Raw genomic sequence first — 20,575 nt, 5'->3', positions numbered from 1 at the left:
TCACATAGAGCAGGCGAGCTTGCATGGGTCAGGACTCTGCACAAAGTCGAGGGTTGTAGCCCAGAGGGTGCGGTTGATTGCGCGCCTTGGCCAGTTCGATCTGCTTCTGCCGCTCACGGGCACTGTTGCGGGTCTTCTCGCTCAGCGAGTCCCAGCAGTGCGGGCAGCTGATGCCCAGAACGTAATGCGGCGACTGGCGGTCTGCAACCGAAATCGGGATGCGGCAGGCATGGCACTGATCGTAATCGCCTTCGCTGAGGTCGTGGCGAACGGTCACGCGGTTATCGAACACGAAGCAATCGCCGCGCCACAGGGTGTCTTCCTGCGGTACTTCTTCCAGGTATTTGAGGATGCCGCCCTTGAGGTGATAGACCTCATCGAAGCCCTGGCCGAGCATATAGCTGGAAGCCTTCTCGCAACGGATTCCGCCGGTGCAAAACATCGCGACCTTCTTGTGCTTGGCCGGATCGAAGTTGGCTTTTATGTAGTCGGGAAAGTCACGGAAGCTCTTGGTCTGTGGGTCGATGGCGCGCTCGAAGCTGCCAATCGCCACTTCGTAGTCGTTGCGGGTATCGATCAGCAGCACTTGCGGGTCGGCGATCAGCGCGTTCCAGTCTTGCGGCTCGACATAGGTGCCGACCTGCTGGTTCGGGTCGACGCCCGGTACGCCGAGGGTGACGATTTCCTTCTTCAGCTTGACCTTGGTGCGATAGAACGGCTGCTCGTCGCAGTACGACTCTTTGTGATCGATATCGACGAAACGCGGGTCTTGCCTGAGCCAGGCGAGCAAGCCGTCGATACCCTCACGGCTGCCCGAAACGGTGCCATTGAGGCCTTCTTCGGCAATCAGCAAGGTGCCTTTGATGCCGTTATCCAGCAGGCTTTGCAGCAGGGGCTCGCGCAGTGCAACGTAGTCCTTCAGGGTGACGAACTTGTACAGCGCCGCCACGACGATGTTCTGAGTCATGCAGGTGATTGCTCCAGGTGGTCGTCCACGTAAAGGACGGACCGGGTTTTAGAAATGCTAAGGCTATAAATGACGGCGCCGGCTGGGCCGGCGCTGGGTGAAGTCTACCAGAAAGCCACGCCACCCAGCCTGCGGCCAAGCGGCACAGGGCTAATGGCACACAGCTAATGATCGTGCTTACTGCCACCCAGACAGGTTGGCGAATCAGGCGCATGGCCCAACTCCGCCCACTCTTGCGGGGTATAGGTATGCAACGCCAACGCATGCAGCTGGCCCATCAGTTCGCCAAGGCTGGCATAGACCTTCTGGTGCCGCTTGACCGCATTCAGCCCGGCAAATAACGGGCTGACCACCACGGCCTTGAAGTGCGTTTCCAGCCCACGACTGTGCATATGGCTTTCATCCAATACTTCGAGGTACTGCGGTTCCAGCGCGGCCAGCGCCGTCTGGATACGTTCACGCATGCTCATGCGGGGCTCCGTTTAAGGCTTCTTCGCTTCAGGCTTGGCTTGCGCCGGTTGCAGCTCGGCGGTCATATCGGCGAGCAGCTTGTTCACTTCCGGCACCGCAGTTTCCAGCTTGGACTGGGTTAGCTGGGCCGATTGCGCGGTCAGGGCCGGCATTGCTTCCAGCACTTTCTTGCCCAGCGGCGATTGGTAGAAGGCAATCAGATCCTTCAGCTCTTGCTCGCTGAAGTTGCTGGTGTAGAGCTTGACCATGTCCGGCTTGAGTTTATCCCAGCCGACGGCCTTATTCAGCGAGGCATTGGCCTTGGCCTGATAGCTCTCGAGCAGCGCTTTCTTGGCTTCTGGAGCCTGAGCCTGGGCGAAACGCTGGGCAAACATCTGTTGCACTTGGGCATACACCGGCACGGCCAGCTTGTCGGCATGCGCCAGCTTGAGGAAACGCTCGGCATCGGCAGCGTGGCTGGCCGCATCCGCCAACACCTGACCGCTGGCGCACGCCAACAGAACCGCCGTGCAAAGGGTACGAATCGGGGTCATCGAAATTCCTTGTCTTCTCGGGAAGGGCTAACAGGCCGTTGAAAAAGGTAGCGAGCGACGGCTAGGCAAGGCGAAATCAGCCGCAACGTAGCGCAGCGAAGTAACAGCCAAAGGCTGGCCCGCAGGGCGAGCGTAGCGAGTCAAAAGCGCAGTTTACGTGCTGTAAATGAGCATTTTGAGGCTGATTTCAACGCCGCATAGCGCGCGAAGCCCGCAGTAGTTTTTCAACGGCCTGTTAATGATCAGGGCGAACCCCAGGGTTGGCCATTCTGCGCTCAAGCTCGCCCCCGGCTCAAGCGAGCGAGCGAGTTTGTACACAGGATCACACAGACTGTGTAGTGCAGCGCAGCCGTTGATCCATTGTCAAAGTGCCAGTACTTGCCCATCCTTTAGCGGGGTGGGCATGCTGCGCGCCGTCAAAACCACGGCTACTCTGTCCACTGAAGACACCCACGCCCCGCAAGCTCCTGCGCACCTAAATCCTGCACACATGGACGTGCCCGATGAACAGCTTCACTTCCGCTTTCGCGCCAGAGCCCTGGCGACCGCTGTGCGATGCCCAAGGCCAGCTCTCCCCCAAGGCGATTGGTTGGTCACCGCGACCGCAAGTGCATTGCGCCCTGCCCGGCCACTATGGGCGGCGTAAACGCTGGAATCACTGGTGCATCACCACCCCGCACTGGATGCTCTCGCTGACCCTGGCCGACCTCGACTACCTGGGCTACGCCGCCGCTTACTTCCTCGATTTAGAGACCGGCCACGCCGTCGCGCATACCCAGTTACTCGCCTTCGGCCGCGGCTGTCGGTTGCCGGATACGCCAGTGGCAAGCCACGCGTTCGACCACCCACGCCTGCAATTCAAGGCCGATGAACACCCAGGACGCCTGCGCCTGACGGGCGCCGCGCCGGATATCGATGGCCAAGCGTTGCACGTCGCACTGGATATTCAGCGCCCGGCGCATCTGGAGTCGGCCAATCTGGTGGTGCCCTTCGCCGGCCGCGGCTTCCATGCCACCTCCCGGCAATTGGGTCTGCCGACCAGCGGCAGTGTGCAGTTGGGGCGCGCGCACTACAGCTGCGTACCGGGGCAGAGCTTCGCCGCCCTGGACTTCGGCCGCGGTGTCTGGCCGTTGCACAGCCATTGGACGCGCGCTGCCTTCGCCGCCCCCGGGGGTATTGCCGGTAACTTCGGCTCGGGCTGGACCGACAACAGTGGCCTGTCCGAGAACGCCCTATGGTTCGGCGGCGAGCTGCTGCAGCTGGACGCTCCGGTGCACATCGAACAGGCCCCGCAGAGTCCTTTGGCGCCCTGGCGTCTGAGCAGCGCCGATGATCGCGTCGCCCTGGCCTTCAGCCCGCGTCAGCAGCATCAAGCCCGCCCACAGTTTGGCCCCCTCTATGCCGACACCCGCCAGTGGTTCGGCCGTTTCGACGGCGTACTCCGTGGCCCGAGCGGCGAGCGCGTGCCGGTCGATGGCGCCCTGGGCTGGCTCGGCACTACCCGCGCGCGCTGGTAAAGCGCTAATCGGCACGGCTTTAAATCCAGTGGGCACGGAACCAGAGGTGCGCCGAAGCGCCTAAACTTGCGGAACAGTCCCCGGAGAAGAGCCATGAGCCGCATCGAAACCGACAGCCTCGGCCCCATCGACGTCCCTGACGAAGCTTACTGGGGCGCGCAAACCCAGCGCTCACTGATCAACTTCGCCATCGGCCAAGAGCGCATGCCGCTGGCGGTGCTGCACGCCCTGGCCTTGATCAAGAAGGCCGCGGCACGGGTGAACGACCGCATCGGCGAGCTGCCGCCGGAGATCGCCCGGCTGATCGAACAAGCCGCCGACGAGGTACTGGCCGGCCAGCACGACGAGCAGTTCCCGCTGGTGGTCTGGCAGACCGGCAGCGGCACGCAAAGCAATATGAACGTCAACGAGGTGATCGCCGGCCGCGCCAATGAACTGGCTGGCCAGGGGCGCGGCGGCAAGGCGCCGGTGCATCCGAACGATCACGTCAACCGCGCGCAAAGTTCCAACGACAGCTTCCCCACCGCCATGCACATCGCCGCCGTACAAGCCGTGCAACACGACCTGCTGCCGGCGCTTGCCGAGCTGTCTGGCGGCCTGGCCGAACAGGCGGCGCGGCATGCGTCCCTGGTCAAGACCGGGCGCACGCATTTGATGGACGCCACACCGATCACCTTCGGCCAAGAGTTGTCGGCCTTCGTCGCCCAGCTCGATTACGCGGAGCGGGCCCTGCGCGCCGCATTGCCGGCGGTCTGCGAACTGGCCCAAGGTGGTACGGCGGTGGGCACCGGCCTGAATGCCCCGCACGGTTTCGCCGAAGCGATCGCCGCCGAGCTGACGGCGCTGTCCGGCCTGCCGCTGGTTTCCGCGCCGAATAAATTTGCCGCCTTGGCCGGCCACGAACCGTTGGTCACACTGTCCGGCGCGCTGAAAACCCTTGCGGTGGCCTTGATGAAGATGGCCAACGACTTGCGCCTGCTCGGTTCCGGCCCCCGCGCCGGGTTCGCCGAGGTCAAGTTGCCGGCCAACGAGCCAGGCAGCTCGATCATGCCCGGCAAGGTCAACCCGACCCAATGCGAGGCGCTGTCCATGCTCGCCTGCCAGGTGCTCGGCAACGACGTCAGCATCGGCTTGGCCGCCAGCCAGGGCCATCTGCAGTTGAACGTGTTCAAGCCGGTGATCATCCACAACCTGCTGCAGTCGATCCGCCTGCTGGCCGACGGCTGTCGCAACTTCCAGCGGCACTGCATCGAAGGCCTGGAACCCGACGCCGCACAAATGGCCGCGCATCTGGAACGCGGTTTGATGCTGGTGACCGCGCTAAACCCGCATATCGGCTACGACAAGGCCGCGCAAATTGCCAAGAAGGCCTACAGCGAGGGCACCACCCTGCGCGAAGCCGCTCTGGCCCTGAAGTATCTCAGTGCAGAAGAGTTCGACGCCTGGGTGCGTCCCGAAGCGATGCTGGAGACCGGTCACCATGGTTGAAACGACGAAAAGCGGTGCCACCCCGCTGGAGGGGGACGGCAAGCGCATTCTGCTGATTCTCGGTACACCGAAGAGCCGCAGCCTCTGCCATGCCCTCGGCGAGGCTTACGCCCAAGGCGCGCGCAGCGAAGGCCATGTGGTGCGTCAGCTGAAACTGGGCGAGCTGGAGTTCGATCCGGTGCTGCGCGGCGGCTACGACCAGAGCCAGAACCTGGAGCCCGACCTGCTGGAGGCGCAACGGCAGATCCACTGGGCCGAACACCTGGTGTTTGTCTACCCGGTCTGGTGGGGTGGCCTGCCGGCGCTGCTCCAAGGCTTTTTCGACCGGGTGTTCCTGCCCGGTTTCGCCTTCAAATATCGCGAGCGTTCGCACACCTGGGAGAAGCTGCTGAGCGGGCGCAGCGCCGATCTGCTGGTGACACTCGACACCCCGCCCTGGTATTTCCGCTGGATTTACGGCGCACCGGCGCACCGGCAGATGGTGCGCACCATCCTCGGCGCCTGTGGCGTCAAAACCCGCCGCCTGACCGAGTTCGCCCCGATCCGCCGGTCCTCCGAGGAGCAACGGCAGGGCTGGTTACGCCGCGCCGAGTTGCTCGGCACTCGCGCCTGACGCGCCCGTAGGCTGGGTTTCGCCCTGATGGGCTCTACCCAGCCTACAACCTACACATTGTCGGCTGCCGCCAACCGGGCACGGCGTGCCCGCCAGCCCGCGATAACCGATGGCCCGAGCGCGGTCAACGCCGAACCTAGCACCACCAGCAAGGCACCCGCGTAGGCGATCCAGTTGATCTGCTCGGGGTGCACATGATCGGGCCATAAGCTGGCCGCCAGGGCGACCGAGGCAAAGGTCACCAACGGGGTAATCGCCAGCGTGGCGCTGACCCGCGAGGCCTCCCAATGCGCCAAGGCCTCGGCAAAGGCCCCATAGGCCACCAGCGTATTCAGGCAACAGGCCAGCAACAGCCAGCCTTGCAGCGGGTTCAACGCCACTAGCTGCAACGGCTGCGCCCAGGGCGTGAGCAACGCGGCGCAGGCCAGGTAGATCACCATCATCACCTGCATCGAATTCCACACCGTCAGCAGTTGCTTCTGCGCCAAGCCATAAAAGGTCCAGACGAAGGCCGCCAATAGCACGATCAGCACACCCGTGGTGTATGCCGTGAGCGAGGACAACAGCTCGTGCAAACGCTGGTTGAAGAACAAGCCGAAACCCAGCAACAGCACCGCCAGACCGATGCCCTGGCCCAGACTGAAACGTTCGCGAAAAATGAACAGACTGCTGATCAGGAACAAGATCGGCGCCACCTGGATCACCAACTGCGTGGTGCCGGGGCTGAGCAGATTAAGCCCGATCAGATAGAGCACGTAGTTGCCGGTCAGCCCAGCAATGGCCAGCACCAGCAACCAGATGCCGTTCTTGCCCAGCAGGCGAACACTCGGCAGGCGTTTCGCCGCAGCCAGATAGGCCAGCAGGATCGAGCCGGCGACTAACAGGCGATACCAGGTGACCGTGATGGGGTCCATCACCTGCAGCACTTCTTTCAGTTTGATCGGCAAGATGCCCCAGAGCACGGCAGTGGTCAGGGCGAGCAGCAGGCCGTAGAGCCAACGGCCGGATGAGATGTGCATGGCAGCCTCGAATGCGCAGCGACCGCTAAACCAGGGTAAAACCGGGTGGCGGTCGCAAACGGTCATTCTAGGCTGCGACCGCTGGCCAGCACAGGAACAGTTAAAACCGGTTGCACTCGACAACTGTACCCTTGGCCTCGCCCAAAGCCGTCACATGCTTGACGCCAAAAGAATTAAAACCAGAAAAAATGTGCCGATATTATCGGCAAAATCGACCATTTGTCGCTAACTCCAACAACCGTTCAAACACCGATTAAACTGAGAACTAGTCAGCTCGTCTCGGGAGTCAGCGCTATGTTCGGTCAACGTACCAAAGATCCGGCAGCCGCCACGCACTACCGCAGCGAGCGTGTCAGCGCGGTTAATGGCGAGTATTTTTTTGCAACCCGTGAAGGCACTTTGGAAGGCCCGTACTTCACCCGGGTCGATGCTGAACGCGAGATTGCTATTTATGTCCGTCGGCAAATACAGGGCAACGAGATTATCGAGAGCCGGGCCTTCTAGAACACTGAGCCAGCGATAAAAAACCCGCGCCAAGGCGCGGGTTTTTTATCGCTGAAACGGCTGCGCAGGCTTAGCGCACGACCTCGAACAGACCAGTAGCCCCCATGCCACCACCCACGCACATGGTGACGATGCCATAACGCAGGTTACGCCGTTGCAGCTCACGTACCAGATGGCCGACCTGGCGCGAGCCGGTCATGCCGAACGGGTGGCCGATGGAGATGGAACCGCCGTTGACGTTGTATTTCTCGTTGTCGATTTCCAGGAAATCACGCGCATAGAGGCACTGTGAAGCGAAGGCTTCGTTCAGCTCCCACAGATCGATATCGGCAACGCTCAGACCACGAGCCTTGAGCAGCTTCGGTACCGAGTACACCGGGCCGATGCCCATCTCGTCCGGCTCGCAACCGGCAACGGTGAAACCGCGGAAGAAGGCCAGCGGCTTCAGCCCCAGTTCGAGGGCTTTCTCCAGGCTCATCACCAGGGTCATGGAGGCGCCGTCAGACAGCTGCGAGGCGTTACCGGCTGTCACCGAGCCGTCTTCGGCGAACACCGGTTTCAGCGCCGCCAGGCTGGCCAAGGTGGTATCTGCCCGGTTGCAGTCGTCGCGATCCACCACGCCGTCGAGGATGCTCTTCTCGCCGCTGGCTTTGTCTTCCACCTGGTATTTCACCGCCATCGGCACGATTTCGTCGTCGAACCGACCTTCGGCCTGCGCCCGCGCGGTGCGCTGCTGGCTTTGCAGGGCGTAGGCGTCCTGCTGTTCACGGCTCACGTGGTAACGCCGCGCGACGATTTCAGCCGTCTGCCCCATCGGGAAGTAGATGCCCGGCGCATTTTGTTTCAGCAGCGGGTTGATCAAATTGTCGGTGTTGACGCTTTTCATCGTCAGGGTGATCGACTCGACACCACCGGCAACGATGATGTCGCTGCAGCCGGAAGCGATCTGGTTGGCGGCAATCGCAATCGCCTGCAAGCCAGAAGAACAGAAGCGGTTCAGGGTCATCCCGGCCACCTGAGTGCCCAGGCCCGACAACACCGCGACGTTACGGCCGATGTTGAAGCCCTGCGCACCCTCGTTCGAACCGGCACCGACGATGCAGTCCTCGACCGCGGCCGGATCGAGGTGATTGCGGGCCAGCAGTGCGTTGACGCAATGCGCCGCCATATCGTCTGGACGGGTCAGGTTGAACTTGCCACGGTAAGACTTGGCCAGGCCAGTCCGGACGCTGTCGACTATCACCACTTCACGCATGACGCACCTCGTTGTTATTTGTTTAAAGCAGGTTTGTTTAGAGCATGTTTGCCTAGGGATGCCGGCAGGATAAAACCGGACGCCGCGACTGCGCGACGATCATTCACCCTGCGTATGCGCAACCATCCCCTCGGCCGTCAATCACGTGCGAACGCGGCTTGCAGCGCATCGTTGATAGTGCGTAGCACCTTGACCCGGGCGAAGCGTTTGTCGTTGGCCTCGACCAGGGTCCAGGGCGCGATCTCGGTGCTGGTGCGATCGACCATATCGCCGACTGCGTCGCTGTACAGCGGCCACTTTTCGCGATTGCGCCAATCCTCCTCGGTGATCTTGAAGCGCTTGAAGGAGATCTGTTCGCGCTCCTGAAAGCGCTGCAACTGAGTGTCCTGGTCGATCGACAGCCAGAACTTCACCAGCACTACGCCGGCACGGGTCAGCTGCTCCTCGAAATCATTGATCTCGCCGTAAGCCCGTAGCCAGTCCGCCTGGCTGCAGAAACCCTCGACCCGCTCCACCAGCACCCGGCCATACCAGGAGCGGTCGAACACGGTGAACGTGCCGCGCGCCGGGATATGCCGCCAGAAGCGCCACAGGTAGGGTTGCGCGCGCTCCTCCTCGGTCGGCGCGGCGATCGGCACGATGCGGTACTGACGCGGATCGAGCGCCGCAGCCACCCGGCGAATGGCGCCGCCCTTGCCGGCCGCGTCGTTACCCTCGAATACCGTGACCAAGGCATGCCGGCGCATGCGTTTATCGCGCATCAGCCCCGCCAAGCGCGCCTGTTCGCTCGCCAATTGTTCCTGGTAAGCGTCCTTGTCCATCTGCTGGCTCATGTCCAGACTGCCCAGCAGGCTGCGATTGTCCAGGCTAACGGTCAAAGGCCCGGCATGGGGGTGGCGCTGTGGCCGCTGCTTGCGTTTGAGCGCGGCTTGCAGGCCTTCGAGCAAGATCCGGCCCATGGTCAGGCTGCGGTAATACTCGTCGAAACCCTCGATGACGTACCAGGGCGCATAGTCGCGGCTGGTGCGGCGCAACACATGCTCGCCAAAACGGACGAACTTGTCGTAGGTCTGCGATTGCTGCCAGTCCAACGGGCTCAGCCGCCAGCTACGCAGCGGGTCGTCCTGCAAAGCCTTGAGGCGCGCCTTCATCTGCTGCTTGGAGAGGTGGAACCAGAACTTGAAAATCAGCGCGCCCTCGTCACAGAGCATGCGCTCCAGGTTCTCCGCGCCGTCGATGGCCTGATCCAGTACCGCATTCTTGAAGTGTCCATGGACCCGTCCTTGCAGCATTTGGCTGTACCAGTTACCGAAGAAAATCCCCATCCGCCCCTTCGGCGGCAGCTGCCGCCAGTAGCGCCAGGCCGCCGGGCGGGCCAGCTCCTCGTCGGTCTGCTGGTCGAAGGTGCTGACCTGAATCAGCCGTGGGTCCATCCACTCGTTGAGCAGCTTGACCGTTTCACCCTTGCCGGCGCCCTCGATGCCATTGATCAGCACTATCACCGGGAAGCGCGCCTGTTGCTTCAGCTCGAACTGCGCCTCCAGTAGCGCCTCGCGCAGGGCCGGCATCTCGGCGTCGTAGGTCTCCTGGTCGATGGCGTGACCGATCTCGGCGGACTCAAACATAAATGTGGCTCCGTTCCCTGACTCGACGCGCTCAGCCTAGCGGATTGCCGCAGCGCTTGGGCAGCCCTGAAGCCCGGCCAAGCGCAGCGCAATCCGCGCTAGCGTCAGCTACGAGGCGATAGCTCGCGGATCGGCTAGAATGCGCACTTAGCTGTGACAGAAGCCGATATGTCCGACACTCCGCAGATTCAACCCGACCATGCCCAAATAGCCCACGCCCAAATAGACTGGGACGAGCAAGGTCAGCCGCGCTCGCGCGCGTACGACGACGTGTACTTCTCCAACACCTCGGGCCTGGCGGAAACGCGCTATGTGTTCCTCGCCAACAACGACCTGCCGGCGCGCTTTGCCGCCCTGCCCAGCGGCGGGCGCCTGGTGATTGGCGAGACGGGATTCGGCACCGGGCTGAATTTTCTCTGCGCCTGGCAACTGTTCGAGCAAACCGCGCCAGCCGACGCCCAGCTGCATTTCGTCAGCGTCGAGAAATACCCCCTCAACCGCGCCGATTTACAGCGCGCCCTGCGGCTGTGGCCCGAGCTGGAAGCCTTCGCCAGCGAATTGCTGACGCAGTACGTCGCCCTCCATGCCGGCTTCCAGCGCCTGCTGTTCGCCGGCGGGCGGGTGGTGCTGACGCTGCTGATTGGCGATGCCCTGGAAATGCTGCCAGAGCTGGATGCCCAGGTCGACGCCTGGTTTCTCGACGGCTTCGCCCCCGCGAAAAACCCCGACATGTGGACGCCCGAGCTGTTCGCCCAACTCGCCCGGCTCTCCACAGCGGACACCACCTTGGGCACCTTCACCAGCACCGGCTATGTGCGCCGCGCGCTGAACGACGCGGGTTTCCGCATGCGCCGGGTGCCCGGCCTGGGGCACAAGTGGGAAGTGTTGAAAGGCCGCTTCACCGCTGAATCGCGCGCGACCGCCAAACCCTGGTTCGCCCGCCCCGATTTCGCTGCCCCCGAGCGTACCGCACTGGTGATCGGCGCCGGCCTCGCCGGTTGCGCGAGCGCGGCCAGCCTGGCGGCGCGCGGCTGGCAGGTGCAGCTGCTGGAACGCCACGCCGAGTTGGCGCAAGAGGCCTCCGGCAATCCGCAGGGCGTGCTCTATCTCAAGCTGTCGGCCCACGGAACGACACTGTCACGGCTGATCGTCAGCGGCTTTGGCCATACCCGGCGCCTGCTGGAACGCCTGCAACGCGGCATCGATTGGGATGCCTGCGGGGTACTGCAACTGGCGTTCGATGCCAAGGAAGCCGAGCGCCAGGCGCAGTTGGCCAACTCCTTCGCGAATGACCTGCTACAGAACCTCAGCCAGAACGAGGCGCAAGCGCGCGCCGGCATCGGCCTGCCCGCCGGCGGCCTGTATTACCCCGAGGCCGGCTGGGTGCATCCGCCGGCACTCTGCCGCCTGCTGGCCACGCAGCCGAATATCCGCCTACTATTTCATCAAGAAGCACTGGAACTGCGCCGCGCCGGTGAGCTGTGGCAAGCCTGGGCCGGCGATCGGTTGCTCGCCAGCGCGGCGGTGGTGGTGCTGGCCGGCGCCGCCGAAATCCGTCGCTTCCCACAGAGCACCGGGCTGCCGCTGAAACGCATTCGCGGGCAAATTACCCGCCTGGTGGAAACCGCCGAAAGCGCCGTGCTGCGCACCGTGGTGTGCGCCGAAGGTTATGTCGCGCCGGCGCGTCTGGGCGAGCACACCCTTGGCGCCAGCTTCGACTTCAAGAGCGACGACCTGACGCCGAGCGCCGCCGAGCACGCCGGCAACCTCGAGTTGCTACGGGAAATCTCTGCGGACTTGGCGCAACGCCTGCACGCCGAGCAACTCGACCCCGCCGAGTTAGCCGGCCGCGCCGCCTTTCGCTGCACCAGCCCGGATTATCTGCCCATAGTCGGCCCGCTGGCAGACAGTGCGGCCTTCGCCAACGCCTACGCGGTGCTGGGCAAAGACGCCCGGCAAACGCCGGACACGCCCTGCCCCTGGCTGGAAGGCTTGTACGTCAACAGCGGCCACGGCTCACGCGGGCTGATCACCGCGCCGCTGTCTGGCGAGCTGCTGGCCGCCTGGATCGATAACGAACCGCTGCCCGTGCCCCGCGACGTCGCCGAAGCCTGCCACCCCAATCGCTTCGCCCTGCGCAAGCTGATCCGCAACAGCTGACCCTCTCCTGTTGTTCCCTGCAGCACCCCGACACAGGCCATCGGGGTTGCAATTTTTTTACTCCCTCACAATACTCCCCCCTGTATATATACCCCAAGGGGTATCAAAAAGAGACCAGCCCATGACCACAGCGAACGCCAACCAGCAAGACGCCATGCTCAAACGCCTGGCCCGCGTCGAAGGGCAGGTTCGCGGCATCCAGGCGATGATCCGCCGCGGCGAGGAATGCGAGGCCATCGCCCAGCAGTTCGCCGCCGCGCGCAAGGCCCTGGACAGGGCCTACCAGGAGATGCTCGCCTGCCTGCTGGAAGAAGCCGTGCTCGACCCCAACCGCGATGACGCCGAGACCCTGGCCCGGGTTCGCGCCATCTTCACCAAATACACCTGATACTCCCAGGGAGTACCAAAATGCCCGAGACCTTCTGCCTGATCGACGCCCCGCGCTTTGCCGCGGCCCAACACCAAGGACAGGTGCGCTTTCTCGTGGACGTGCGCAGCCCGGCGGAATTCCGCGCCCAGCATGTAGCCGGCGCGCGCAACGTGCCGCTGGACCGGCTGGCCCCGGCGCAACTGATTACCCAGCTCAGGGCCGAGGGCCTGCGGCACGGCGCTGAGCTCTACCTGCTGTGCCAGAGCGGCCAGCGCGCCCGCCATGCCGCCGAGCAGTTGCAACAACTGCTGCCGGGCGCCCAGGTGATAGAGGGCGGCACCGACGCCTGCGTCGCCTGCGGCATCCCCGTCAATCGGGGCGCCGCCAGGGTGATCGGCCTGCAGCGCCAGGTGCAGATCTGCGCCGGCAGCCTGGTGCTGCTCGGAGTGATCCTCGGCACCTGGCTGCATCCTGGCTGGTATGGCCTCGCCGCGTTCGTCGGTGCCGGCCTGACCTTCGCCGGCCTCAGCAACACTTGCGGCATGGCCCTGCTGCTGGCCCGCATGCCCTGGAACCGATGATGGACATGCTGCTGCTCGAAGCGCTCGGCATCGGCGCGGTCCTCGGGTTGCTGCTCGGCCTGACTGGCGCCGGCGGCTCACTGGTGGCCCTGCCCTTGCTGCTGAGCCTGCATCTGCCGCTGCGCGATGCCATAGGTGTCAGCCTCGGCGCCGTCGCCCTCACTGCCCTGGTCGGCGCGCTGCCGCGCGCCCGTCAGGGCCAGGTGGCCTGGCTGCCGGTGCTGCTGCTCAGCCTCAGCGGCTTGCCGGGCAACGCCCTGGGCCAGTGGCTGGGCCGGTTCGTTGCCGAAGCCGTGCTGGTGATTGGCTTCTGCCTGCTGGTGCTCTGGTCGGCCTGGCGCATGTGGCACAGCAGCGGCCTGCCGCGCACCAGCCAGAGGCCGCTGCGTGGCCTGCCGCTGGTCGGCATCGGCCTGGGCGTCGGCCTGCTGTCTGGACTGATGGGGGTCGGCGGTGGTTTCCTGATCGTCCCCGCCCTGCTCTGGCTCACCCCACTGTCGATGCTGGCCGCCATAGCCACCTCGATGACGGTGATCGCCCTGGTCTCCGGCGGCGGTTTCTTGCTCTACCTCAGCGGCGCGCGGCCCTCGCCCCTGCTGCTGGCCGGTCTGGCGGCCGGTGGAGCGCTCGGCGTGCTGGTCGGTAATCACCTGGCCCAGCATCTGGGCAGCCGACTGCTGCAACGCCTGTTCGCCCTGATGCTGGTGCTGGTCAGCCTGTCGCTGGCCAGCCAGAAACTCCTTGGAGGTGCCTGAGATGTTGTTCCGTCAATTGTTCGACAGCACCAGCTCGGCCTACAGCTATCTGCTGGCGGATGCCGGCAAGGCCGTGCTGATCGACCCGGTCAAGGACAGGCTGGACGACTACTTACAGCTGTTCCATGAGCTGGATCTGCGCCTGGTGCTGGCCGTGGACAGCCACACCCATGCCGATCACATCACTGCCCTGGGCGCCCTGCGCAAAGCCACCGGCTGCCGCAGCGGCTTTGGCGTGCAAAGCGGCAGCCACTGCGCCAGTTTCACCTTCAGTGATGGCAAACGCCTTGCCTTCGGCAGACGCGAACTGATCGCCTGGCACACCCCGGGACATACGGACGACTCCTATTGCTTCCTGCTGCCGGCCACAGGCGCGGAACCCGCAAAGCTGTTCAGCGGCGACACCCTGCTGATCCGTGGCAGTGGCCGCACCGACTTTCAGAACGGTGACGCCCGCGAGCAATGGGCCAGCTTGCAGCGCCTGCTGACCCTACCCGGCGCTACCGAGGTCTGGCCCGGCCATGACTACCGCGGCTGGACATGCTCCAGCATTGCCGAAGAAGCGGCACACAACCCACGCCTGCAGGTGGGGGATGTGGAGGCCTACGTCGCGTTAATGAACAGCCTGAAGTTGGCAACCCCGCGCCTGATGGACATCGCCATACCGCTCAACCGAGCCTGTGGGAATGACTGAAGCAGCACCGCTGTCCGCGCCCCGGAACCGCGCCGAAGTCGCCAGCCCAAGCGTTTTGCCTTGCGCAAGCTGAGCCGCGACACCGCAAGCCCAAGCGACCGCCTCGAGGAGCGCTTCAGTCCGCAACTGGAGCACGGCGTGCTAACCCTCGGCAGCCTGATTGCCCCCCGATCGAGCAAGGTAAAAACGTCACTTGATGGCCGGCCGGCGTAAGGGCACAGTGCCAGACAAAAGACGAGGGGAGCAGCACCCTTAGCCCCTCCAGATAACAACAATGAGGTTTACGGATGCCTCGAATTTGCCTGGCGTTGCTGCTGCTCTTACTCACTGGGCAGGCCTGGGCCTGGCTGCCCGCCCCACTGGATCAGGATGAACTGCGCCTGTCGCTCGGGCCTTACCTGGGCTACCTGGAGGATCGCCACGGCAGTTTCACCCTCGAGGAGGTCCGCGCCCTGCCTGATACGGACTTCCGAGCGGTCAGCGGCGATCACGCCAACCTCGGCAAGAACAACTCGGTCTGGTGGTTCAAGGTGCCGTTGCTCAACAGCCGTGCCCATGACTTGGCCGGCTACCTGGAGGTCAACTACCCGCTGCTCGACGACCTGCAACTCTATCTACTCACCCCGGACGGTCGCCTGCGACAGCAGGAAAGCGGTGACCATTTCGCCTTCTCGCAGCGGCCGGTGCAGGTGCGCAATTTCTGGTTTCCAATCAGCCTGCCGGCAGGCGGCAGCACGCTGCTGATCCGCGTGGAAACCACCAGCACGGTATTTGTCCCGCTGTTCTTCAGCACCTACGGCGCCAGCGCCGCCGCCCAGGAAAACCTGATGGGCGTGAATGGCGCCTTCTATGGCGTGCTGTTCGCGATGTTCTGCTACAACCTGTTTCTGTTTCTATCGCTGCGTGAGCCGGCGTACTTCTGGTATCTGATTTACAGCCTGAACATCGGCCTGTTCGCCGCCTGCTTCGATGGCAGCCTGTTCAAACTGCTGCCCGAGCATGTCGCCCTGCAATCGGTGAGCATCTACATCCTGATGTTCCTGCACTGTTTCAGCGCGACCCAGTTCAGCCGGCATTTTCTGCATACGCGGCAGTATTTCCCGCGCCTCGATCTGGGCCTGCGCCTGTTCATGCTGGCCATCTTCGGCTGCCTGGTGTCGCTGCCGCTGATCGGCCTACAAGCCTGGAACATCCTGGCCAGCCTGACCGTGCTGGGCGTCTCCTTCGTCCTCCTGCTCAGTGGCGCCTATGTCTGGCGCCAGGGTTTGCGCTATGGCTCCTACTACATCCTGGCCTGGGGCATTCTGCTGATCTCATTCATCATCGCCACCAGCGGCTCTCTGGGTCTCGAGTTGTTCGGTCTCTACGGCTCGGCAGTGGTCAAAGTCGGCGTCGCTATCGAGCTGATCACCCTCTCCATCGGTCTCGCCGATCGGATCAATCGGCTCAAGGAGGAAGGCTTCCGCTCACGCCAAGCCGCCGAGCAGTCGGAGATCGAGAACCAGGCCAAGAGCCGCTTCCTGGCCAAGATGAGCCATGAGATCCGCACGCCGTTGAACGGTGTGCTGGGCATGCTGCAACTGCTCAAGAGCACGCCGCTGGACCGTAGCCAAGGCTTCTATGTCGACACCATCGCCAGCTCCGGCAGCTCACTGATGGCGGTGATCAACGACATTCTCGACTACGCGCGGATCGAGTCCGGCAAGCTGAGTTTGGAACATATCGACTTCGACCTCGAAGTGCTGCTCTCCGAGACCCTCAGCCTGTTTACCGCCCAGGCCCTGGAGAAACAGCTGCGCCTCTACGTCGGCCTCGAAGGCGGCGTACCGCGACGCATCCAAGGTGATCCGACGCGGCTGAAACAGGTATTGATGAACCTCTTGAGCAATGCCCTGAAGTTCACCGCCGAAGGTCATGTGGCCGTCAACGTCTGCCGCCGGAGCGACAGCCAGGGCGCAGCGCAGCTGATCTTCGCCGTCAGCGACAGTGGCATCGGCATTCCCGCTGCGGCGCTGACCCAGCTGTTCGAGTCCTTCGCCCAAGGCGATTCCAGCACCACCCGCCATTACGGTGGCAGCGGCCTCGGTCTGGCCATCAGCAAGGAACTGGTGGAAATGATGGGCAGCCATATCCAAGTACAGAGCACGCCAGGCCAAGGGACCCGCTTCGCCTTCGATATAGCGCTGCCCGACGGCGACGAACACGCGGATGAGTTGAGCCAACTGCTCAAGGGCCGCACCGCCCTGCTCGCTTCGCTGGACGGCCTCGGCCTCGATGCCCTCAGCCGCCTGCTCAGGCGCTGGGGCATGCGCACCGAGCGCTGCCAAAATCCGCAGCGCCTGCACGACTACCTCGACGATTTCGCCGTCGCTCCGCTGCTGGTGTTGATGGCGCCCTGGCCTGGCAGCGTAGCGGGCTGGCTGGACTCGCTGCGCCCCCGCCTGCAGCCCGGCCAACGCGTACTGCTGCTGTGCCCACCCGAACACTGTCCACAACTGCCGGCCAGCGGCGGCCTGCGCCTGCTCAACCTGGCCCAACCGCTGGCCGTGACGCCCTTGCGCGAGGCGCTGCTGGAGCTTTACCAAGAACGCCGAGCAGAATCACGCCCGCCAAGCGGCGAAATCCGCAACGCTAGCGGCGCGACGCCGTGCCTCCTGGTCGCCGAGGACAATCCGGTGAACCAATTAGTGGTGCAGGGCTTCTTGAAGAAACGCGGCTACAGCGTGCGTCTGGTGAGCAACGGTCTGGACGCCGTCAGCGAATACCAGCGCGACCCCGCCGCCATTCAACTGATCCTGATGGACTGCGAAATGCCCAAGATGGATGGCTTCGAGGCCACCCGGCAGATCCGCCGCCTGGAGCGCAACCAGCAGCTGACGGCGGTACCGATCATCGCGCTAACCGCACACATCCTCGACGAACACCGGCAGCATGGCGCCGACGCCGGCATGGATGACTTCCTCGGCAAGCCACTGGACAGCAAGCTGCTGTACAGCACCCTGGATCGCTACCTGCTCAGCCAGCCGCTGGGCACCTCCAGCTAAGACCAAGGTTTTATCTTGCAGCTTTAGCATGGTCGGGACGACCTCGGAGTGCTTGTGCGCTAAGATCGCCCAGCGTTTTGGAGAAGTGCCCCGTGTTAATCCCCCAGCAGCTGTTAGAAGCCGACACCCTCACCCGCCTGATCGAAGACTTCGTCACCCGTGACGGCACCGACAATGGCGATGAAACCCCACTAGAAACCCGCGTTTTGCGCGTCCGTCGCGCCCTGGATAAAGGCGACGCGGTGATAGTGTTCGACCCGGAAAGCGAACAATGCCAACTGATGCTGAAACGGGAAGTGCCGCGGGAGTGGTTGGACTGACGGGATTGCAAACCCCGCAGGCTGGGTAGACCGATAGCGAAACCCAGCCTGGCCAAGCTGGGCTTCGGCGCATGCGCCTCTACCCAGTCTACGATTGGGGGAAACGCGGCCCCAGCAGAATGACGCTCGCGCCCAGTACACAGAGCGCCGCCCCCAACCAGTCACTGGCCAACGGCCGCGCCCGTTCGATCACCCCCAGCCAGAACAGCGAAGCCACGATATAGATGCCGCCATAGGCCGCGTACGCCCGCCCGGCATAGACCGCTTCGACCCGGGTCAGCAGCAACGCGAACAAGGCCAGACTGAACAAGCCCGGCGCCACCCACCAGGCACTTTTGCCCATCCGCAGCCACAGCCAAAAGGCATAGCAGCCGGCGATCTCGAACAAGGCGGCGAGGCAAAACCACAGGTAGTTGAGCATCCAGCGCCCTCTTGGTTAATTGCAATTTAGCGGGGGGCATGGCGCAGGCCTTACCCAGCGAAAGACCCAGCGCCGGACAAAATGTTCGCCCTAACCGCGTAAGCCGCCCTCGCGCTCCCAGGCGCAGCGCACGCGCAAACCGTCTTCCTGGGGGCTGTGAAAGCCCTTCTCCGACTCCCAGCGAAAGGTATGGGTGCCGTTCAGCTCGGTTTCCAGGTGGACGACCGCGCTGCCCCAGTACAAACGCTTGAGCAGCGCCTCGAACTGCTCGACCCACAGGCTCCACTCGTACTCCACCGCACGGTAGCTGGCACCGAAGTGGATCACCTGCGTCTGGTACAGCCCTTCGCCTGCGTGCTCGCAAAAAGAAAACATCTCCCGCCCCAGAAACGGCCAGGCCTCCCCCGCGGGTAAAGCATTCAGCTCACGGCGGTTGGTCACCCGGCGCAGGCGCCGCTGCTCCGAGTCAGTGGACGGCCAGTCGCGGATACAGCCATAGACGATGGATTCGGACTCCACGCGGGCACTCCAGGAAATGAAGGCAGCCTTCTAACACAGGGCAAGGGCCTGGGGAAACCTCTGCCTTATCAGGCTTGAGCGCCCATCCACACCGCGCGCAGAAAAAAGCCCCGCAGCAGGCGAGGCTTCTTTCAACGCTTCGATTTACCCGACCAGCTTGGTCGCCAGCCAGAATAAGCCCGCCGACAAGGCCATCGCCGTCGGCAAGGTCAGCACCCAGGCCAGCAGGATGTTGCGCACGGTACCGCCCTGCAGGCCACTCTTGTTCGCGACCATGGTGCCGGCGACCCCCGAGGACAGCACATGGGTGGTCGACACCGGCAGGCTGAACACGTTAGCCAAACCAATAGCGCAGGCCGCGGTGATCTGCGCCGCCATGCCTTGGGAGTAAGTCATGCCCTGCTTGCCGATCTTCTCGCCGACGGTCAGCACCACCCGCTTCCAACCGACCATGGTGCCGATCCCCAAGGCCAAGGCGACCGCGAGGATGACCCAGAATGGCGAGTATTCGGTGGTGGCGGTCAGATCCTTGCGCAGCTTCTCCAGGTCAGCCTTCTCGCGCTTGTCCAGGCCTTGCAGCTTGCCGACCTTCTTCGCCGTGTCGTCCAGACACAGCAGGTAGCGGCGTACCTGGATGCGGTTTTCCGCCGGCAGATCCCGGTAGTTCGCGACGCCCGCCAGGTTCGTCAGCAGCGCGGCTACGGTCGACTCGGTCAGTTTGGCGTCGCAGCGGAACCGCTTCGGCAGCTCGGTCGTGTGATTCTTGCCGAGGGCCAGGTATTCGCTGAGGGTGGCGTGGTTGCGCTCGTAGAACTGGCTGAGATGCAGGGTGGCATCGCGGGTCCGTTCGATCTGGTAGGTGGTGCTATTCAGATCCAGCACGAACTGGGCCGGCACTATGCCGATCAGCACCAGCATGATCAGGCCGATGCCTTTCTGGCCATCGTTGGAGCCATGCACGAAGCTCACGGCCATGGCCGAAAGCACCAGCACCAGCCGGTTCCAGAACGGCGGATGCTTCTTGTCGTCGAGTTCGCGACGCTGTTCCGGCGTCTTGTGCATCTTCGACAGCGGCCGCCACCACTTCAGTGCCAGCAGCAGCAGCGCGGCGACCATGAAACCGGCGGCCGGCGAGGCGACCAGGGAGATGCCGATATCGATCGCCTTCTGCCAGTTGACCCCATCCGCCAGCGAGATATCGGTAATCAGCGCATTGGCCAGGCCGACGCCGAGGATCGAGCCGATCAGGGTGTGCGAACTGGAGGCCGGAATGCCGAAGTACCAGGTGCCCAGATTCCAGGCGATGGCCGCGGCCAGCAGGGAGAACACCATGGCCAGGCCGTAACCGGTATCGACATTGATCAACAGCTCCACCGGCAGCAGATGGACGATGGCATAGGCCACGCCGACGCCGCCGAGCAGCACGCCGAGGAAGTTGAAGAACCCGGAGAAGATCACCGCCAGGTGCGGCGGCATGGCTTTGGTATAGATAACCGTGGCCACCGCGTTGGCGGTGTCATGGAAACCGTTGATGAATTCGAAGGTGAGGACGAAGGCCAGGGCGAGTAGCAGGCTCGCGACGACCCAGGCATCAAGCCCGCTGAAGAATTCGAACATGAAGGTTTTATGACCGAGGCTGAAGGGGGCGCGATTATGCCAGATAAAGCCTGTGAGCAAATCCACAAACTGCTGGTTGGTGAAGCTGGCAGACCAACTCGC

Annotated in this window: 20 protein-coding genes; 11 read left to right on the top strand and 9 right to left on the bottom strand. The window is 63.5% G+C overall.

From position 1 onward, the window contains the following. Positions 1-28: 28 nt before the first annotated feature. The 3 genes from FFS12_RS01910 to FFS12_RS01900 all read right to left on the bottom strand — a co-directional run bounded on the left by FFS12_RS01910 (position 29) and on the right by FFS12_RS01900 (position 1,971). Positions 29-967: a rhodanese-related sulfurtransferase gene (locus FFS12_RS01910; RefSeq protein ID WP_137885282.1), complete on the bottom strand. Its 939-nt coding sequence runs from the start codon at positions 965-967 to the stop codon at positions 29-31. A gap of 164 nt (positions 968-1,131) precedes the next feature. Next, positions 1,132-1,437: a BolA family transcriptional regulator gene (locus FFS12_RS01905; protein ID WP_137885281.1), complete on the bottom strand. Its 306-nt coding sequence runs from the start codon at positions 1,435-1,437 to the stop codon at positions 1,132-1,134. A 12-nt stretch (positions 1,438-1,449) separates the two neighbouring features. Beyond that, positions 1,450-1,971 (bottom strand): DUF2059 domain-containing protein, encoded by a 522-nt coding sequence (locus FFS12_RS01900; RefSeq protein WP_137885280.1) that lies wholly within the window; start codon positions 1,969-1,971, stop codon positions 1,450-1,452. A 503-nt stretch (positions 1,972-2,474) separates the two neighbouring features. Between FFS12_RS01900 and FFS12_RS01895 the strand changes: the two genes are divergently transcribed. From FFS12_RS01895 to FFS12_RS01885, 3 genes are all read left to right on the top strand, one after another. Further along, positions 2,475-3,488, top strand: a complete 1,014-nt coding sequence (locus tag FFS12_RS01895; RefSeq protein ID WP_137885279.1) for a DUF2804 domain-containing protein — start codon at positions 2,475-2,477, stop codon at positions 3,486-3,488. 93 nt (positions 3,489-3,581) lie between these two features. Further along, positions 3,582-4,976, top strand: coding sequence for a class II fumarate hydratase (locus FFS12_RS01890; protein ID WP_137885278.1), 1,395 nt, complete (start codon positions 3,582-3,584; stop codon positions 4,974-4,976). Beyond that, positions 4,969-5,589 carry an NAD(P)H-dependent oxidoreductase gene (locus FFS12_RS01885; protein ID WP_137885277.1) on the top strand — a complete coding sequence of 207 codons (621 nt, stop codon included), beginning with the start codon at positions 4,969-4,971 and terminating at the stop codon, positions 5,587-5,589. The genes FFS12_RS01890 and FFS12_RS01885 overlap by 8 nt, the downstream gene beginning before the upstream one ends. 50 nt (positions 5,590-5,639) lie before the next feature. On the opposite strand, the gene FFS12_RS01880 is transcribed toward FFS12_RS01885, so the two are convergent. Beyond that, the gene (locus FFS12_RS01880; RefSeq protein ID WP_137885276.1) at positions 5,640-6,608 is read right to left on the bottom strand and encodes a DMT family transporter; all 969 of its coding nucleotides are present in this window, start codon (positions 6,606-6,608) and stop codon (positions 5,640-5,642) included. 294 nt (positions 6,609-6,902) lie between these two features. Between FFS12_RS01880 and FFS12_RS01875 the strand changes: the two genes are divergently transcribed. Beyond that, the gene (locus tag FFS12_RS01875; protein ID WP_137818491.1) at positions 6,903-7,112 is read left to right on the top strand and encodes a DUF6316 family protein; all 210 of its coding nucleotides are present in this window, start codon (positions 6,903-6,905) and stop codon (positions 7,110-7,112) included. A gap of 70 nt (positions 7,113-7,182) precedes the next feature. On the opposite strand, the gene FFS12_RS01870 is transcribed toward FFS12_RS01875, so the two are convergent. Then, on the bottom strand, positions 7,183-8,367 hold the full coding sequence (locus FFS12_RS01870; RefSeq protein WP_137885275.1) for a thiolase family protein: 1,185 nt from the start codon (positions 8,365-8,367) through the stop codon (positions 7,183-7,185). 137 nt (positions 8,368-8,504) lie between these two features. Next, entirely contained in the window at positions 8,505-9,992 is a 1,488-nt protein-coding gene (gene pap / locus FFS12_RS01865; protein WP_137885274.1) for a polyphosphate:AMP phosphotransferase, read from the bottom strand. Positions 9,993-10,160: 168 nt separating this feature from the next. On the opposite strand from pap, the gene mnmC reads away from it, so the two are divergent. From mnmC to FFS12_RS01830, 7 genes are all read left to right on the top strand, one after another. Continuing rightward, on the top strand, positions 10,161-12,152 hold the full coding sequence (mnmC, locus tag FFS12_RS01860) for a bifunctional tRNA (5-methylaminomethyl-2-thiouridine)(34)-methyltransferase MnmD/FAD-dependent 5-carboxymethylaminomethyl-2-thiouridine(34) oxidoreductase MnmC (RefSeq protein WP_137885273.1): 1,992 nt from the start codon (positions 10,161-10,163) through the stop codon (positions 12,150-12,152). A gap of 121 nt (positions 12,153-12,273) precedes the next feature. Beyond that, on the top strand, positions 12,274-12,540 hold the full coding sequence (locus tag FFS12_RS01855) for a metal-sensing transcriptional repressor (RefSeq protein ID WP_137885272.1): 267 nt from the start codon (positions 12,274-12,276) through the stop codon (positions 12,538-12,540). 20 nt (positions 12,541-12,560) lie between these two features. Next, positions 12,561-13,103, top strand: a complete 543-nt coding sequence (locus FFS12_RS01850; RefSeq protein ID WP_137885271.1) for a rhodanese-like domain-containing protein — start codon at positions 12,561-12,563, stop codon at positions 13,101-13,103. Next, complete coding sequence (locus tag FFS12_RS01845) at positions 13,103-13,858, top strand: sulfite exporter TauE/SafE family protein (RefSeq protein WP_137818486.1); 756 nt, start codon at positions 13,103-13,105, stop codon at positions 13,856-13,858. Before FFS12_RS01850 ends, FFS12_RS01845 begins: the two co-directional genes overlap by 1 nt. Position 13,859: 1 nt before the next feature. Beyond that, on the top strand, positions 13,860-14,552 hold the full coding sequence (locus tag FFS12_RS01840; RefSeq protein WP_137885270.1) for an MBL fold metallo-hydrolase: 693 nt from the start codon (positions 13,860-13,862) through the stop codon (positions 14,550-14,552). 287 nt (positions 14,553-14,839) lie between these two features. Further along, complete coding sequence (locus tag FFS12_RS01835) at positions 14,840-17,596, top strand: hybrid sensor histidine kinase/response regulator (RefSeq protein ID WP_137885269.1); 2,757 nt, start codon at positions 14,840-14,842, stop codon at positions 17,594-17,596. Positions 17,597-17,688: 92 nt separating this feature from the next. Next, positions 17,689-17,916 (top strand): YheU family protein, encoded by a 228-nt coding sequence (locus FFS12_RS01830; RefSeq protein WP_137818483.1) that lies wholly within the window; start codon positions 17,689-17,691, stop codon positions 17,914-17,916. Between the two features lie 88 nt (positions 17,917-18,004). On the opposite strand, the gene FFS12_RS01825 is transcribed toward FFS12_RS01830, so the two are convergent. The 3 genes from FFS12_RS01825 to FFS12_RS01815 form a co-directional block, all read right to left on the bottom strand. Beyond that, positions 18,005-18,337 (bottom strand): YnfA family protein, encoded by a 333-nt coding sequence (locus tag FFS12_RS01825; RefSeq protein ID WP_137885268.1) that lies wholly within the window; start codon positions 18,335-18,337, stop codon positions 18,005-18,007. A gap of 90 nt (positions 18,338-18,427) precedes the next feature. Next, on the bottom strand, positions 18,428-18,856 hold the full coding sequence (locus FFS12_RS01820; protein ID WP_137885267.1) for a hypothetical protein: 429 nt from the start codon (positions 18,854-18,856) through the stop codon (positions 18,428-18,430). Positions 18,857-19,000: 144 nt separating this feature from the next. Further along, entirely contained in the window at positions 19,001-20,473 is a 1,473-nt protein-coding gene (locus FFS12_RS01815; protein ID WP_137885266.1) for an inorganic phosphate transporter, read from the bottom strand. Positions 20,474-20,575 lie beyond the last annotated feature (102 nt).

Source organism: Pseudomonas sp. 2FE (genome assembly GCF_005503735.1).
Lineage (GTDB): Bacteria > Pseudomonadota > Gammaproteobacteria > Pseudomonadales > Pseudomonadaceae > Aquipseudomonas.
The sequence above is the reverse complement of the archived record's forward strand: the minus strand, read 5'-3'. Positions and strand labels throughout refer to the sequence as shown.